The following is a 16,972-nucleotide window of genomic DNA, read 5'->3' as shown; positions in this document are numbered from 1 at the left end:
GTGTTACGGTCCATGTGGGTTATGCCATGGCCAGCACTTCAGCTACTAATTTTTCAATTCCGACTGCGATATCTTTAGTACCGGGGCCAAGCATATATGCCGGAGTTGTCACAATTTTGTTGGCCCGGTCTACATGTATTTGATCCACACCGCATGCCACATGTTTGCCGCCCATTTTCTCGATCGCGTCTGCGGTGCCCAGATCATTTCCAATAGTGACTTCAGGCTGTTTGTCGGCAATTGCCTTCGTTAACGTCGCCGGCGCAATACAAAGGGCACCAACAGGCTTTTTGCTGTTAATCATGTCGGTTATAATTCGCTGGACTTCCGGATGAACCTCAGCTTGAACGTTATTAATCGCAAAATCACTTAAATTTTTGGCTGCGCCAAAACCGCCCGGTATGATGAGGGCATCCATATCACTTGCTTGAACATCTTTTAAATCCTTGATGTTTCCACGAGAAATACGCGCAGATTCTACCAGGACATTTCTTTTTTCAGCCATCTCCGTCCCTGATAAATGATCAATGACATGATATTGTTCCGTGTTCGGTGCCATGAAAATCATCTCAGCATTGGCTTGATCCAAAAACAGCATTGTCAATACGGCTTCCTGAACTTCAGAACCATCATATACGCCGCACCCTGCTAATAATACACCTACTTTTTTGCTCATAACATAATCCTCCAAATTTAATTGTGGTTTTTCCTTGATTAGTTCTGCTAAAAAATTACGATATCAGCCGATAAAAAACAAATACAAACAAGTAATTATGTGGTTTTTTACACTTTTGAAAAGATCAACTTTATTTTCCCTATCAGAAAGAAATTGAGTTGACAAGCAATTTATGAAGCGGTTATGAATTGTTTTTAACAGGATAACATCCAGATCCATATTTAATTTGTCCAAGGCCGAGAATAACAAGGGGCGGTTTGGCAATATGGTATAATAAACTCATTAAAAAATATTAAAAAGTGTTTGAATTAATGCGTAAAATACGTTAATTTACTTATTATGAAAGCTAAACAAGCACTTAAAATATTACGGGTATCGAGATCTACTTTAAGAAATTATATGAAAAGTGGATTAATTAAAGCAACTAAACTACCAACTGGTCAATATGATTATGACGAAGAGTCAATTTATTCTTTTTTGAATCGAGATATAAAAAGAAAAACTGTTATTTATGCAAGAGTTTCAACTGGTAAGCAAAAAAAAGATTTGTCAAATCAAATTGAGTTTTTGAAAAACTATTGTTTTCAAAACGGTTTGCAGATAAATGGAATATACCAAGATATTGCAAGCGGAATTTCTTTTGAAAAGCGAAAAGATTTTTTCATTTTACTCGATGAACTTATTGAAAATAAAATTGAAAAGGTGGTCATATCCTATAAAGACAGGCTTAGTAGAGTTGGGTTTGATTTTTTTTATTATCTTTTTAAAAAATTTGGAACAGAAATAGTAGTTGTTTCTGAAATTGGTTCAATAAAATTAGATTCAGAGGAAATCTTTGAAGAAATAGTATCTCTTTTACATTGTTACTCAATAAAACTTTATTCAAATCGGAAAAAAAAGATAATCAAGGATTTGATTAATGAAGCGAGTTGAACGACACATAATGCGCAATTGTGCGAACCTTACCGATTTAGCGTTTAAATCGAAAGACTTGTACAATTGTGCAACCTTTACTATGCGACAGAATTTTATTCATAATGGGAAAATAATAAACTATCCGAAGATGGATAAAATTCTCAAATGAAAGGTAACACTAAAGCATGAAATTAACGATTATCGGAACCGGATATGTCGGCCTTGTCACGGGGGCCTGTTTTTCTGAAATGGGCAGTCATGTCACTTGTGTGGATATTGACCGGGAAAAAATAGACAACTTGAAAAAAGGGATTCTTCCCATTTATGAACCAGGCCTTGAGTCCATCGTCCTTAATAATTATCAGGACGGTACGCTTAGGTTTACCACGCATCTGGCCCAGGCTGCAAAGGATTGCAATGTGTTTTTTATTGCCGTAGGCACCCCGCCGGGGCAGGACGGTTCTGCGGATCTGCGATATGTGCTGGAAGTGGCCCGGCAGATCGGTTCCGTTATTGAGGATTATGCCGTGATTGTGGATAAATCCACGGTGCCCGTGGGAACGGCAGACAAGGTTCGGGACCAGGTCAGCCAAGCACTTGAGGCCCGGGGGGCAGCCATTGAATTTGATGTGGTATCAAATCCCGAGTTTCTTAAAGAAGGGGCGGCTGTGAATGATTTCCTCAAGCCGGACCGGATTATTGTGGGCGCGGATTCCGACCGGGCTGCAAAGCTGATGCGCAGGCTGTACGCGCCTTTTTCAAGAAACCGGGACAAAATGATGTTTATGAACGTCAAAGATGCTGAAATGACAAAATATGCGGCCAACTCCATGCTGGCCACAAAGATTTCATTCATGAATGAGATTTCCAATCTGTGCGAACGGTTGGGCGTGGATGTGGAGAACGTGCGCAAGGGAATCGGGTCGGATTCCCGCATCGGATATTCATTTATTTACCCTGGTTGCGGTTACGGCGGATCGTGCTTTCCTAAAGATGTCAAAGCCCTTGTGAAAACCGGCCGGGATGCAGGGTTTGCTCCCACGCTGCTGGAGGCGGTGGAAGAAAGAAACAATCTTCAAAAACAGGTGCTTGGAGACAAGGTGATCAATAGATTCGGGCCGGATTTGACCGGCCGGACATTCGGCATCTGGGGGCTGGCTTTTAAGCCCGGCACTGATGATATGCGCGAAGCCTCTTCCCGTGTATTGATTCGAGCCCTTTTAGATGCAGGTGCCCGGGTTAATGTTTATGACCCCGTGGCCATGGGCCAGGCTAAAAAGGAGATCCCGGCACACGAACAGGAAAAAATCTGTTTTGCGCAGGATCAATATACGGCCCTGGACCGTACCGATGCCTGTATTCTGGTTACGGAATGGAAAACCTTCAGGCAGCCGGATTTTAAAAAAATGGCCGCCCTGATGAAGGCGCGGGTGATCTTTGACGGTAGAAACCAATATGACCCTGAAGAAATCAAAGAAGCCGGGTTTGAATATCACGGTATAGGGCGGGAGTTGGGATCGTGTTGTAATTTTTAAACGTGATTTAAAATGATTTGAGATTTTGATGGGCTTTATGGTAATCTATTACTAGTATTCTCTTTATCCTGTAAATGTTCACAGCAAAAGGAGGTGTTCATGCGGTTGGTTACCCGATCCGATTTTGACGGCCTTGGCTGTGCAGCCATTCTCAAAGAGAAGGGTATTATTGATGATATTAAATTCGTCCATCCCAAGGATATTCAGGACGGCAAAATTGAAATAACTTGTAACGATATTCTGGCAAACGTTCCTTTGGTTCCCGGTTGCGGTCTCTGGTTTGATCACCACTCCAGCGAAGTGGAACGAAGTGTATCATGCAACGTTGAAGGACGTTGCGAACCTTCGGCACCGAGTGCATCCCGGGTTGTTTACGAGTACTATGGCGGGTTGGAAAATTTTAAGAACCCGCATCTTGATGATCTGATTTGTGCTGTTGATAAAGCCGATGCTGCCCGGTTTACAAAAGAGGAGATTCTCAACCCCGAGGGTTGGGTGCTTTTGTCTTTTATCATGGATCCCCGCACCGGTCTGGGACGTTACAAGGATTACCGTATCAGCAACTATGCGTTAATGATGGATATGATTGATTATTGTCGGAACAAGACGGTCCAGGAAATCCTTGAGATTCCGGATATCAAGGAGCGAACCGCGCGTTACTTTGAACAGGACAAACTATTTCGTCAGATGCTTCTTGAAAACAGTCGCATGGAAGGACGTGTCGTGGTCCTTGATTTAAGGCAGCAGGATGAAATCTACTCAGGTAATCGATTTTTATTATACAGCCTGTTTCCCGATGCCAATATCTCCATGCAGGTTATGTGGGGCTTCCAGCGCCGGAATATTGTTATCACCTGCGGGTACAGCATTATCAACCACACCGCCGGCGCCGATGTGGGCTCTTTGATGCTTAAATATAGCGGCGGCGGCCATAAGCGCGCGGGGACCTGCCAGGTACCCATTGAGAAGGCAGACCAGATTATCAAGGAAATTTACCAAGAACTTAATAAAGAGAATCAATTACTTTAATACAACCTTCCCCGGCTCCCCTGATATTTCCCTGACATAGCGTGGGATTGCATATCCCGGCAAGCGTGTTCTCAGTTTTGTTATCAGGTCACATCCTTTTTCGGGTGAGACGTCAAAATGCGTCGCGCCTGCTACCCGGTCAAGCTGGTGAAGATAGTATGGCATAACCCCTAAATTAATAAGCCGTTCAAAAAGTTCACATAGAACAGGCAATGCGTCATTAACTTGTCGTAAAAGCACTGTTTGACTTAATAAAATACACCCGGAATCAATTAATTCTTCTATTGATTGACAGACCCTGGTATCAATTTCATTGGGGTGATTTATGTGTAATACCATAATTATTTTAGCGGCCGTACCATAACGTTTATTGTTACCAAGAAAGCCAAGCAGATTTCCGGTAAGCCGCTGGGGAATGATGATCGGCATCCTGCTGTGTATTCTGATCCTTTGTATATTTGACACCTGGTCAAGGCGGAAAATAAGATCCTGAAGTTGTCTGTCGCTTAGCATCAAGGGATCTCCGCCGCTGAGAATTACCTCGTGGATTGTGGGATCAGCCTCAAATTGAGCGGCAATGGTTTCCGGGTCAATGCAAAAACTGCCTGAAATGCTGTTTTTCTCTGTTTCTGGAAGCGGCAGATGTCGTCTGAAGCAGAAACGGCAATGGATACTGCACGCCTTGCCTGTTACGATAAGAGACCGGCCATGGTATTTGGACAAGGTGCCTTCCGGGCTTAATTTTTCATTTTCACCAACAGGGTCGCTCGTGAATCCCGGACGTACAGTTGATTCTGCCTTTCTGGGAAGCACCTGAAGTAAAAGCGGATCTAAGGGATCTGCAGGCTTAATGCGCTGTAAAAACGGTTCCGGTACAAGCATTGGAAAATCCGGATTTAAATCCACATTTTCGTCTGAAATTTCCAGTCGTCTGCATAATTCAGCAGGATCACGCACTGCCTGGGAAATAATTTTTTTCCACAGGTGTGAACCGTCTTCTACTCTATCAACAATTGTTTTCGGATTGTTTTTTTTTCTTTTATTATTATTCATGGCTGTATAATTATCAGGTTCGTGGTAAATTATACAGAATATAAAATAAAAAAAGCCACTATGATTACAGTAGCTCTTCTTTTAATATGGCGGAGAGGCGGGGATTCGAACCCCGGGTACCCGGTTAGGATACACACGCTTTCCAGGCGTGCACCTTCAGCCAACTCGGTCACCTCTCCGAATAGACCCGAGAAAAATAGTATCTTTTAATCAAAGTGTCAAGAGTTAATGCGCTTGGGTAGTATATTCATATCAATGATATTGGAGGACGACAGGTAAATGGGGGGTAAAATGCGTTTTGGAGCGGTTATATCCTTACGCCCTGAAAAAATAACACGCTTAGGAGTTTTTTTTTGTCCGGTATGAATATAGCGTATCCATTCCGGATAAATAGATGTTGCCTGCACTGCCTGTTCGATATCCGGCAGACGTTCGGAAGGGAAAATTATCATAAATCGGCCTTTGTGTCTGAGGAGTGTTTCTGCTTTTGCTGCAAGACTTTGTATATTCATGGTGATCTCGTGGCGAGCGATGGCTTTTTGAAGATCCGGGTTTAATCTTCCGGTATTATGTTTCTTATAAGGTGGGTTTGACAATATAAGGTCAAAAGGTCCGTTTGTGGATTTAGGATTAATATTATTAACATCCTCGTTAATAATTGATACGGCCTGTTCAAGTTTGTTATTAATAATGTTTTTCAGCGCAATTTCAGCAAGTTTGGTTTGAATTTCAACGCCGGTAATACTGGCTTGAGGAAAGAAATATCCCAGAATAACGGGAATAATACCGCAGCCGCATCCTATATCAAGGATGCGATCACCGGAACAGGGGGGTGGTATCCGGCTGCACAGCACAAAGGGGTCCATACTGTAACGATAGCCCTTTGCCGGCTGCAAAACAGATAGCTTTCCCCCAAAAAGCCGATCAGTAGTGAATTTCTCCAATTTTAAACCGTAGATGTGTAATTAAAGGTGTGTTCAGTCTTGCATTCAGGTTTGCAATCATATCTTTTTCAAGAAATTTGAGCTGGTGTATCCATACCGAGCTTGACACGATTACCTGTAATTGACCTTTTTTAAATGTGTCAGGCTTGGCATTTTGTGCAATGGGGGCTTCTAAGGCCAAATCCCATATTTTCCATATCTGCGTGATTCCCGTTTCCTGGGGTGGCCTGTATTTTGATAAAGCCTTTGATAATATGTCACTGATATGAGTCAGGTGGCTTGGATCTGTTTTTTTGTTCATGTTTAATTTCCAATAATCTTTAAATTTAAGCTCCGGATTTTGAAAATCCTTTATCTGGTAACAGACAATTAGCATCACAAGCGTCATTTTTCACTCTCGTACACCATCCGTATGAATAGATACTTAGGAAGGAGTCCGAAATAATTAACTTGGGAGCGCGGGCGGGACCTCCGCGCTCCCGCTTATAACAAAATGGGCCAGTTATTTAAGAGCCGTTCCTTAATGCATCGCTCAATCCCAGATTGTATGTATCTCACTATCCTCCAGCGCACGATCATAAATGCGGACATCATCAATGGTTCCGCTGAAATAATTGTAAATGTGATTATATGGATATGTTCCACTGTAATAGAATCGGTGCTGTCTTCCGACTTCCAGTTCCTGGTTGAATGCCGACATCGGAAACATGTCAATTTCAGACAGCACCTGCGTGCCGTTGACATATGCCTTGATCTGTCCATTGCTCATGGTAACGACAACCTTGTATTCGACATCGGGCTCTACACTGCCTGACAGCAATACATAATTTTTTCCAGTAGACTGGCATCCGTCATGATGCCAGAAAAGATTCAAAGATTTGTCATTGGGTGTAACCGAGAGTCTCCAGTGCCGCCCCCCATGACTGTAACAAGATTGATTATTCGGATAATGATCATCGCTCATCCCGATAATTCCGCACCGGTTGCTGTTTGCCGTATCGCCCCGATCATGTGACTCAGTGCATGCGCCACCATCCCATTGAAATTTTGTTGCTATTGTGAGGCTGTTGCTATCAATGGAAATGGGGTCACTGGAAAGGGCGGCATTATTTACCCCGTTAAACACCGCTTTTCCATTCGATAAGACCGCCCCGTTCTGGAATGTGGCATGATTACCATTACCGGAAGCATCATCCGTATCGGTATCAAAAGGATAGTGAACGACGAGGTCGTTTGATTCCGTATCAGGACAGGCCAAATCACTGCCGTCACAGTCCTGGTCAATACCGTCCCCGCAGATTTCCGGTGCTCCTGGGAATATTGAGTTATCATCATCATTTAAATCTCCAAAAATTGAAATCAACTCAGATGATTTATAATAATCATCAGAAGGCTTGGTATTGCTTATTTTAGAAATACCATCTGAATAACTATCTTCATCGACATCTTTATACCACTTTGAGGACTGGTTATTGTGCAGCAATGTGATTTCAAGGTCTGACAGTACTCGATTATAAAAGTATAATTCGTCTAATACACCGAATGTATCATCTGTTGCATCAGAATATTCTCTTTCCCCTATTTTAATCCCATCACTGGTAGTGTTGAATGAAGAAACTCCCAAGTCTTTTGATGAATCAAGCGCACCGTTGATATAAAATTTTACCACGCCGTACGAAAAAGTAACGGCGATATGATTCCAGGAATCAAAAACAATTTTACCTGAACTGTTCGCAACTGCACCTGGTACGTTATTTTTCATCAAAGAAATTGTGCCGTCATTCTGAACATAAACTTCCCAATTGCCGGTTGTATCAAAACTGGTACCTTGTGCTGCAAGAGCGTGACGATTTCCAGTATCTTTTAAGTTAATCCAAGCCGTGAAGCTGAGCGTACTATTTATTTTTAACAAATTCGAAGTGCTTGTTTTTAGGTAAGCATCGTTTCCATCGAAACTTATGGATTGTCCTGATTTTCCATTTGAATATGAAGTGTTGCCGTATTCTGTTGCATTCAGATCGTTTCCGCTGACATCTTCGGTATTTCCATCAAATGAATAATATACTACCAAACCGCTGGTCAAATCCACTTCCGGGCAGGGAAAATCATTGTCAGCACATTCTTTACCAGCTCCTGATAGAATTTGTAACGAATAAACGGTTTCCGGAACACTGATTTTGTTATCTTCGTTTACATCCGCTTGCTCAAACACGCCGGAAGCAGAGGTCCGGATTGATGGAACCTGTAAAGAAAGGATGCTGTCTTTCAAGTCGACCCTGCCGTCTCCGTTGACATCCCCTTTAATCCGGCCACAACCGTTGGAATTCACAATAGTCCCGGCCGGAGTTCCAGGGCATTGGTCCTGAGCGTCAGACACACCATCGTTATCCGTATCCTTGGACGCCCCTTCTCCAATAAAATTCAATGTGGCAATACTGTACGGGATATCCCCGCCAGGGAACAAATTACCTGAATATGCCCCTTCTATGGATTCATCAAAGCTCACTTCAAAATTCGTGTATTCTATTCCGGCACTTTTGTCCCATAACCTGAAGCTGATGGGGTTTCCGACACCATATCCGGCCCCATCATTTAATGTTGTCCAGGTCTTAAGGCTGTTGAAAAATGTATCATCGGAAGTTAAAGGTTTGGTCAAGACATATGAGCCAACCAGTTTTTCACCATCAAAGACAGCAATTTCATCTCCAATATCCAGGGCATTCCCATCAAGGGTGCTTGGGGAAAGAAAAATATCCCATGTTGGATCTGCCGGATTTCCGCCGACCTTTCCAAAGTGGGCGGATGCCGTAGTTGAAGCCGCAGAACGGGCTATACTGCCTGTAAAAAACTGAGGTGAAACAGCCGGTTCATATTGAAGCGTATCCGCAGTATTCATTTTTACCAGATATCCTGAACCTGAGTTTAAATCCCCAATGTTGTTGACCCATGCCGGGCCGATTTTCCTCAGGATATTTCCTTTGGAATCTTTTGCGAAATTCAGATTCTCCAGGATACCGTCAAATGCCAGTTCGGCATCCACAGGATCTTCGGGCAGGAATGGAATAAACTGATATCCGGGTTCAAGAGGGATATTCATTGAAGGAAGAATTTTTTCACCCGTAACATGAATCGTTTCCGGATTCAGCATTTTAACGAGATACCCCCTGGCTGGATCAAAATTTCCAATATTATCGTTCCAGTTCGGCCCTATTTTCCGTATCAGGTTTCCTTTAGAATCTTTAATAAAAATCAAGCTGTCCAGGACACCTGAAAAGACCTGCAACAGATTCGAATCATCCGGATTTACATTAAAGGATATGAATTTATAATGTTGGGGCAGGTCAATCAGCTGTGTATCGAATGGGTTGAATTTGAGATGGACAATACTGTACGGGGCATCGCCTTCCGGAAACGCTGTTCCTGAATAACTGTCTTGATTTGAATCATCAAACTGAATGCTGAAGGATGTATACTCCCTTTTTTCATCGGCTTTCCAGAGTTTGAATTGATACACGTTGCCCGGGGTATACCCATTGCCGTCATTGAGAGAAGCCCAGGCAGCAATGGGATTGGACAAGGCATTGTCACTTGTCAGAGGGGCCTGAAATCGGACCGAGCCGACCAATGTATTTCCGTCAAAAATGCCGATTTCGTCATCCGTGGTCAGGTCAATGTTTCCCAGCTTGGCTGATGCCGGATAAACATACCAATTCCCGGCTGTGGGGTCACCATATACAGGTCCGTAGTAATTCCAGCGGCCGCGCTCGTCCGGAAATGCGTCCAATTTCAGTCCGGTGGTGGAATCCGAATGATTCATACCGGGATTCCACTGATCCGGATGGAGATCGCCGTCAGAATCCACGGACGCGGCTTTGTCGAATTTAAAGGCATCTGAAAGATCCAGCACACCGTCACCATCGGAATCCAGTATAAATTCCAGGTGGAGGGGCTCACTTTCCCGGCCGTCCGGATCTTTGACCACACCTTTCAACTGACCGGAGTCAAATCCGGAAAGAAAAGAAACCAGCAAGGGATTTTTATTCAAGTTGGTACCGGCAATATCAATATTTGTTTTTTCCTGGACCTGGAAGGAAAGGGCCGAGGTTTCATATTCATCTGATTCAGCCATGCCCGCCAGGGCTGCGGCCAGATTGTATGTTTCTCCCTGTGAGAGCCTGATCGTTTCGTGGGTGCTGGATAGTTGCGGCGGCCGGACAACCTTCTCAACGGAGGCATTCACCCGGGTTACAGCTGTCCCGCCAAAACCGTCATCCCAATGGATCTCAAAGGTTTCATTACCGAAAAAATCGCTGTCCGGCACATATTTGAATCGATAATCCCCCAGGTATTCAACAATTCCGCCATGGGACATGCTTGGTACAGTGGGGACAGGCGCATCATTTTCCTCATCAAGAACCGATACCTTGAAATCAGTGGTTCCCCTTTGCTGTGTACTGATATTGATATCCGTATCAACGACTGGGGCATGGTTGCTTTGGTTGACAGGCCCCTGGATAATGGTGAATATTTTCTCAACACTGTTTCCGGCAAGATCTGATACCTTGACTCTATATTCATAGGAAGCCCCACGAATATTAGGTGGATCCAAATTTTCAACATAGTCACAACCGGTTAAGATAGTACCGTCGTAGGCATGTTCATGCCCACCGATAGGAAGATTTTCTATCTCGATACCGTTTTGAAATATTTGAATGAGGTTCAGATCTCCATCCCTGTCAAAAACATCAAAAGACAACTCAAATACGAAATCTTCATTCCGGACAAATTCCTGGTTGTCGGTAAAATTGGGTCTCAATAGAACCGGTGCATAGCTCTGGGAATCACCATATTGAATATCAAAGGTTTTGGTGGTTTTATTTCCTTTTTTATCAAATACGGTTGCGGTCACTTGACCGGAGCGGGTTGGTTTAATTGTCTGCTGTTGGTCTTCATAACGACCAGATAAATTTGAATCATCTTCGGGCTCAGGATCACCCACACCAGCCATGTTCCATTCAATTCGATCCAAATCTCCGTCGATATCCTCTACAAAAACATATAATTCGGCTTTCTCTCCTGTGTGAATATTCACTGTTTCATTTTCAGGAGGGACCACTTTGATTATTTTTGGCGCATTTGAACCGCTTGATCCCATATTTAACGTATAAGTAATTTCAGTTCCCCTGTTTCCTGCTACATCTACAGGAACCAGTTTCAATGTGTGCGTCCCGGACGACGGTAGGTCGCGGATGGAAAAATCTTCACTATTACGACCATAAATGCTTTCTTCTTTCAGAAATTTGTTATCCAGAAAAAATTCCACCTTATATTGGTCCAGTTCAGCATCTTTAATCCTGGCGATTATATTCAACGATGTTCCAGCATACAATTCACTGCCTGCCGGATGAACCTCATAGAGTTGCGGTGCAGTTCCCTTTGTCGCATCCGAAGCCTCTACTTTAAGAGAAATTGCCTGTTCGGTTTTGACATCGTTGTTATCGATAGCAATTCCTTTAAGCTGATATTCACCCGCTTGTGGAAAATTGAGATAGGAATGGATATCCTTTTCAATTTCTGGGTCGAAATCCCTTTCATTTATTACATTTCCATCAAGCTCCAACCGGAGTTTATATAAATTCCCATCAGGATCGGACGCCGCCAGTTTAAATTCATAAGGCCGGCCTGCTCTGAATACTTGGTATGGAATGGAAGAAGAGTGTAATCCCAGATAATCAATGCTGGGCGGCAGATTGTTGTCGCTATCGGCCCCGATATTTAACTTCCAGACCATCTCCGTTTTATTGTCATCTTCATCAATGGCGATTGCCTTGAGGGTTTTTACTGCTCGCAGGGAAAAATGCGGCTTATACGTTTCAGTACTCGCCGGATTTCCGCCGCCGAGGCTATTAGACTCTACAAGAACGCCATCCAGCCACCATTCTAATTTCTTGGTATTGTCATCTTCATCAAATACACTGATTTCAAAACTGGCATCCCCAAGGAGAAGCTGAACTTCATCCGGTTCAGGATTGATGGCCGTCAACACCGGTTTCTTATTCAGTCTTGCATTGACCACCCATTTGGTCTGCCGCTTTTCACCGGCAGTGTCATAAATCGTGGCATAAACATACATGTGATTCCCATCGTTGTCCCCATTGATGGAGATATTAATGGACACTTCATCCTCGTCATCATCCCGGCAGTCGACTCTCCCGCCATTGGGGATACCGATATTGATACTGGTGGACTTTTCCGCTTTATTTTCGTCATTAATCTCTTCATCACCGGCACTCCAAACAACATGGGACAGGTTCCCGTTGGTATCGGTTGCTTTAACCGTAAACAACTGGGTCTGTCCGGTGACGTAATAATCGCTGTAATCAGGGCTGACGCGGGATACATGGGGAGCATAATTTTGTTCTTCCCCGGTGGTAAATTGCCAGACATCTCCTGTGATCCATTCTTCCTCATACCCGAATTTGGAATCAATCCGCCAGTAATAAGTGGTATCATATTCTAATATCGGCAGGTTATATCCCCGCCAGCCTTGGGTACTGACCAAATTGCTTTCAGTCAAATTGCTTGAAGTCCCGAAATACACCTTGTATGAGGTTGTTAACGGCACATAATCCCAATCAAGGTCTGTTGCATACCTGGACTGGTCTTCAGCTCTATCAGCCGGAACCGGTGTATGTGCCTTTTGATTATCCGGATCAACAAAGGTGGCTTCGATATTGACCGGACCGGTCATGACTATCTCACAGGTACCGGTTCCGGAACATCCACCTCCATACCAACCCCAGAATAAAGAACCCGCCGATGGCTGGGCCGTTAATGTTACTGTTGTTTCGTTGAGAAAGCTTTCGGAAGCACCGTTCTGGTCTTCAGTGCAATTAATATCTCCTGTATCAGAAGTGATGGTGCCTTTGCCGCTACCTTTTTTTTCAACGGTTAAAATTGAGTATTGAGGAAGATAGGGATTGTGAGGATCATCATCTTTTTCATTTAATAATCCATCATAGTCTATATCCGGATAAGGATTTCCAATATTTTGCTTATATCGAATATATTGCTCAATTGTATCAAAATAACCGTTATAAACATTTTTTAAGATATTTTGATCGTAATCGGTCAAACCGCAATCAGCAAAAATATTACTAAAAAAACCACAATCGGCCTCTGATATTTCAGCTGCTTGATTGGCCAAAATATAAAGAGCCTGTGTATCCTTTCGTGTGATTGAATTATATGTTTTATGTCGATCAATTATGTTATCTGCTAGAATTGTTGCATTTACTTGTTCATTGATTAATCCTAATTTATACACACCATAAGCGTTAACGGCAGCAGTAGAGAAATCTGTAACAATTGTTTGCCAAGCTGTTTTATAATCGCCTCCTGCTAGCGCAGCTAATGAAGTCAAACCATCCGTCAATGCAGAAAGATTCTTTTCAGTCAAATTCGAATCCTCATCCGTGCCTACAGCGTATTTTTGAATAGTATTGATTTGTTGGGCTGCATCAGATGAAAGTAATTGTTGGGCTGTTTTCCATTGCCCCTTAAGAGCGAATCCTGTTTTTGGATCAATTTTGGGGCTAGGAATAACAAAAGTGGCGACCATATCAATTGTTGTAATAGCAGAGGTCATCTTTGAAATATCAGAATCAATCTCATTAACATATGAGAGTATACTGGTTCTATTTAAATGTTTTGCTTTTTTATAAGCTGTATCATATGCATCAAGTTGCCATTGATACATGTTTACATTGTTTGGCTTATCTGCAAAGAAATTGACTGTGAAACAAAAAAGAGAGGGTGGTGCTACTGGTTCACCGGTTAATTCTATAAGTACGGATTGTCCTTTTTTTATAAAAATACCAAAAGACCGTCCCTCCACTGAGTATATAGGTAAATATCCGCAGCTTTGGGCTGGAAATATTGATCCAGTAGCAACGTCTTTGAATAGAATATTAACGTCAGAACCAAACAAAAGTGACGATACAACTAAAACGCCATTGCTATTATAATCATTACAGAACCTGATAGTTTCGTTGCCATCAGAGAAATCCACTTGATCATCATTAAAGCCTTTATCAATGTTTGAAAAATAAGTGGCGTTAGAAATAATATGCTGGTAACCAAAAACTGGACTAAGCAGACCACAGTTTATTATTAAAATAAAAATAATACATTTCATTTTTGGGTTCATGATCTTTCCTGAGTTCATAAAAGTTGGAATTATTATTCAGGCTACTGACATAAGACGGGACAGTTTGACCCGGTGATTAAAGTTTTGCAGTACCTAAGCCTCATAAACCGGGGGGTCCGGATAAGCCTTGTTTTAAAGGGTGTCCCGGCTTAAATCGGTAGCCATTATTCATAATCATTGTCTTGACGGTGCTCTCATATTCATATCAAACAAAGCTTCCTTGATTCCTATTTTAAGGTCATTATTTATATCAGCTCCCAGTTCCACTCTGCTGTTTATCTTTCCGGAAATCACTTTGAGACTAATAACCACATCTGCCAATGTAATAATTCCGTTTCCGTCCAAATCTCCAGGAATCACATCGGATCCAGTTAAACTGCCTCCTGAAACGGTTTCAACTTGACGACAATTCCCATATGAGTCAATAAACCGGGCATGATGCAAAGAGATTCTATTATTTTCGGACTGCTGAAGAACTTTGAAGTGCATCAGTCCGAGAATCCCGGTACCGTCCGGTGCAAGCGCAATATTATTCCCAACCAAGGCGTTTGACAGGTTCACCACACCAGGGGCAACTTTGGTTGCCGGCATCCATAACGATATTCCCCCGTTTTGTTTAAGGTAACCCTTGAGGCCCTTTTGAAGATTATCTTCAAACCCGGCTGTAAACATAAGGCTTTCCGGATCAAAGTGGACTTCCACCTGGTACGTATCTAAGTTGCTGACATTTCTTGCCACAACAGCCACCAAAACAATATTACCGGGTTTTGCAGCAATATCCGCTTCAATATCCCTATCTGAAACCCCTGAAGAGTCATAGTCAATCGTGGAGAGATCCATATCTACAGAGGCAAGGGGTTCCGAAACAGGCTCTGCTTCATTTTCCAGAAGCGGTAACCCCACTTGTGCCAAGTATCGCGCTCCCCTCATTTGATTTCCCTGAACAGGATGCCCCATCTCAAAGAACAATTGATATCTGTCCGAACCTGTTTCATTTTTGCCGGATACAATCATGTGCGACTGAGATGTAAATCGGTCACCGGACAGGGAGTCCGCATTCACCCCCAGACAGCAGATCAGGGAGAGCAAAACCATGACACTGTTGAAAGGGGCCGGTTTCAATTGCATGATTCTCTCCCACAGGCATTGGCTGGGTTTTGCGATATCCTCATTGCAGGGTCACCAGTATCCGGATGAGTTGTTTGCCTTTCGGCAAAGATTCCATGGCTTTACCCACAATGGCACCAAAGGCCCTGTCCCGGTCTGTTGCTTTCATGGCATAACCGGGCGCTTCCGATGAGGTCAGCAGATCTCCGACATCCACCGGGGCGTTTGTTGCATCAACATACCCGTATACCATACCGGACACAGCCAGGGGTTTATCCCTGTTTTCGTTATTCTCCTGGCCGATTACCATCCCGGCCCGCATCCCGTTGGCACCGGAAATAATGCCGGCCACCTTTTTATCATAGGCAGAATTAGTGAGCATCAGTGACGATCCGTCCTCAGGATTAATGGAGACCACCATACCGGGCAAAATGGCATCTGCATCCGTCAGGTTGAAATATTCGGCATAGTCGTTTACGGTTTGTCCGTTGATTCTGATTCTGCCGCCCCCTTGATAGTCACCATCTATGGTTACCGTTGCTGATCCGGTTTCATTCATCACTTCCATATACCCGGCATTGCCATACTCCCTTAAGGCTATTAATTTGTCTCCGTCTTGATGCGACAGATATAAGGCCCCGCCATCCGAATTTTTCCCGTCCAGAACAACCGTATTTTCCCCGGCACCGTCATACAGTCTGATATATCCGTCCCCGCTGCCGGACGTATAAATTCCGACCGAGGTTTCCCCGGCACCTGTCCGAAGTTTAATTTCTCCCCCATCGTCATCCCCTTCGATCTCAACAACCTCGGTACCGTTGGGGCAGAGTACGGACATTTCCCCGCTTCCGGCCCCTTCCGGGTTCCCTGCGATAACTTTATGGTAGACCTTTAGATCCTGTTTTGCCGTAAATGTTCCTCCGTGTGGATTTTGAAGCACGGAAAAGCCCAAATCTGAATCCGTTATGGAACCGTCCTGGATATCAGCACCGGTGATGGGGGCGCCCTGGAGCGCAAAAGGAACACTGTGAATTTTTTGTCTTGGAGAAAGGGTGTCGTCTTCCACAGCAATTTCAATCCATAAATCATCATTGGACAGTACGTCAGCCGTGATGGGAGTCTGATTTCCGAGAACCACATGATACCGGCCGTCGCTGACAGCCGTATTCAGGGTTTCAGTCCAGACTGCGGTACCGCCGGTGCTGATATTGAAGAACGAAAATGTCATGGATAATGACGGATTGATGATGGGTTGGCCGGATATATCTTTCAAAATCCCTTGGAAGTTAATGGTGTTCGGTGCGGTATTGCCCGGTGATGCAACCAGACAGAACCCAACCCAAATCATGACACCCGTGAAAAAAGATATGATTTTTTGGCATCCTTCATTTTCCGTTTGACACTTCGTAAAATCAAAATGTGTTTTTGAGATGCTGAAAATTATTTTTTAAAAAAAATACTGTGAACAGCACGTTCCTTTAGTGTACTTTAGAATTGAACAAAA

At 43.4% G+C, this 16,972-nt stretch carries 11 protein-coding genes and 1 tRNA gene; 4 read left to right on the top strand and 8 right to left on the bottom strand.

Annotated features, from left to right (window positions below; all coding sequences use genetic code 11):
* Nucleotides 1-19: 19 nt before the first annotated feature.
* A complete protein-coding gene (gene elbB, locus HXW94_RS07645; RefSeq protein ID WP_178366305.1) occupies nucleotides 20-676 on the bottom strand; it encodes an isoprenoid biosynthesis glyoxalase ElbB in 657 nt (218 codons plus the stop codon).
* A gap of 339 nt (nucleotides 677-1,015) precedes the next feature.
* On the opposite strand from elbB, the gene HXW94_RS07640 reads away from it, so the two are divergent.
* The 3 genes from HXW94_RS07640 (at nucleotide 1,016) to HXW94_RS07630 (ending at nucleotide 4,155) form a co-directional block, all read left to right on the top strand.
* Complete coding sequence (locus HXW94_RS07640) at nucleotides 1,016-1,609, top strand: IS607 family transposase (RefSeq protein WP_178366304.1); 594 nt, start codon at nucleotides 1,016-1,018, stop codon at nucleotides 1,607-1,609.
* A 167-nt stretch (nucleotides 1,610-1,776) separates the two neighbouring features.
* The gene (locus tag HXW94_RS07635; RefSeq protein WP_178366303.1) at nucleotides 1,777-3,126 is read left to right on the top strand and encodes a UDP-glucose dehydrogenase family protein; all 1,350 of its coding nucleotides are present in this window, start codon (nucleotides 1,777-1,779) and stop codon (nucleotides 3,124-3,126) included.
* Nucleotides 3,127-3,225: 99 nt separating this feature from the next.
* Entirely contained in the window at nucleotides 3,226-4,155 is a 930-nt protein-coding gene (locus tag HXW94_RS07630) for an exopolyphosphatase (RefSeq protein ID WP_178366302.1), read from the top strand.
* On the opposite strand, the gene HXW94_RS07625 is transcribed toward HXW94_RS07630, so the two are convergent.
* From HXW94_RS07625 to HXW94_RS07605, 5 genes are all read right to left on the bottom strand, one after another.
* The gene (locus tag HXW94_RS07625; RefSeq protein ID WP_178366301.1) at nucleotides 4,147-5,208 is read right to left on the bottom strand and encodes a KamA family radical SAM protein; all 1,062 of its coding nucleotides are present in this window, start codon (nucleotides 5,206-5,208) and stop codon (nucleotides 4,147-4,149) included. The genes HXW94_RS07630 and HXW94_RS07625 overlap by 9 nt on opposite strands.
* Nucleotides 5,209-5,295: 87 nt before the next feature.
* Nucleotides 5,296-5,387: transfer RNA gene (locus tag HXW94_RS07620), tRNA-Ser, on the bottom strand.
* Nucleotides 5,388-5,426: 39 nt separating this feature from the next.
* Nucleotides 5,427-6,104 (bottom strand): tRNA1(Val) (adenine(37)-N6)-methyltransferase, encoded by a 678-nt coding sequence (locus tag HXW94_RS07615; RefSeq protein ID WP_246293790.1) that lies wholly within the window; start codon nucleotides 6,102-6,104, stop codon nucleotides 5,427-5,429.
* 28 nt (nucleotides 6,105-6,132) lie between these two features.
* The gene (locus HXW94_RS07610) at nucleotides 6,133-6,453 is read right to left on the bottom strand and encodes a DciA family protein (protein WP_178366299.1); all 321 of its coding nucleotides are present in this window, start codon (nucleotides 6,451-6,453) and stop codon (nucleotides 6,133-6,135) included.
* 231 nt (nucleotides 6,454-6,684) lie between these two features.
* The gene (locus tag HXW94_RS07605) at nucleotides 6,685-13,287 is read right to left on the bottom strand and encodes a LamG-like jellyroll fold domain-containing protein (protein ID WP_178366298.1); all 6,603 of its coding nucleotides are present in this window, start codon (nucleotides 13,285-13,287) and stop codon (nucleotides 6,685-6,687) included.
* Nucleotides 13,288-13,948: 661 nt separating this feature from the next.
* Here HXW94_RS07605 and HXW94_RS07600 point away from each other — a divergent pair.
* On the top strand, nucleotides 13,949-14,179 hold the full coding sequence (locus tag HXW94_RS07600; RefSeq protein WP_218576620.1) for a hypothetical protein: 231 nt from the start codon (nucleotides 13,949-13,951) through the stop codon (nucleotides 14,177-14,179).
* 356 nt (nucleotides 14,180-14,535) lie between these two features.
* Here the strand turns inward: HXW94_RS07600 and HXW94_RS07595 are convergent, their stop codons facing one another.
* Nucleotides 14,536-15,489, bottom strand: a complete 954-nt coding sequence (locus HXW94_RS07595; protein ID WP_178366296.1) for a hypothetical protein — start codon at nucleotides 15,487-15,489, stop codon at nucleotides 14,536-14,538.
* 40 nt (nucleotides 15,490-15,529) lie between these two features.
* A complete protein-coding gene (locus tag HXW94_RS07590) occupies nucleotides 15,530-16,816 on the bottom strand; it encodes a hypothetical protein (RefSeq protein WP_218576619.1) in 1,287 nt (428 codons plus the stop codon).
* Between the last annotated feature and the right edge of the window lie 156 nt (nucleotides 16,817-16,972).

The sequence above is a fragment of the Desulfobacter latus genome (assembly GCF_013389365.1).
Classification (GTDB): domain Bacteria; phylum Desulfobacterota; class Desulfobacteria; order Desulfobacterales; family Desulfobacteraceae; genus Desulfobacter; species Desulfobacter latus.
This window is presented reverse-complemented; position numbering and strand designations above follow the sequence as displayed.

What these genes read in the sequence shown, in the direction of transcription:
- elbB (WP_178366305.1), bottom strand. Translation starts at nt 676, where the DNA reads ATGAGCAAAAAAGTAGGTGTATTATTAGCAGGGTGCGGCGTATATGAT.
- HXW94_RS07640 (WP_178366304.1), top strand. Translation starts at nt 1,016, where the DNA reads ATGAAAGCTAAACAAGCACTTAAAATATTACGGGTATCGAGATCTACT.
- HXW94_RS07635 (WP_178366303.1), top strand. Translation starts at nt 1,777, where the DNA reads ATGAAATTAACGATTATCGGAACCGGATATGTCGGCCTTGTCACGGGG.
- HXW94_RS07630 (WP_178366302.1), top strand. Translation starts at nt 3,226, where the DNA reads ATGCGGTTGGTTACCCGATCCGATTTTGACGGCCTTGGCTGTGCAGCC.
- HXW94_RS07625 (WP_178366301.1), bottom strand. Translation starts at nt 5,208, where the DNA reads ATGAATAATAATAAAAGAAAAAAAAACAATCCGAAAACAATTGTTGAT.
- HXW94_RS07610 (WP_178366299.1), bottom strand. Translation starts at nt 6,453, where the DNA reads ATGAACAAAAAAACAGATCCAAGCCACCTGACTCATATCAGTGACATA.
- HXW94_RS07595 (WP_178366296.1), bottom strand. Translation starts at nt 15,489, where the DNA reads ATGCAATTGAAACCGGCCCCTTTCAACAGTGTCATGGTTTTGCTCTCC.
- HXW94_RS07590 (WP_218576619.1), bottom strand. Translation starts at nt 16,816, where the DNA reads ATGATTTGGGTTGGGTTCTGTCTGGTTGCATCACCGGGCAATACCGCA.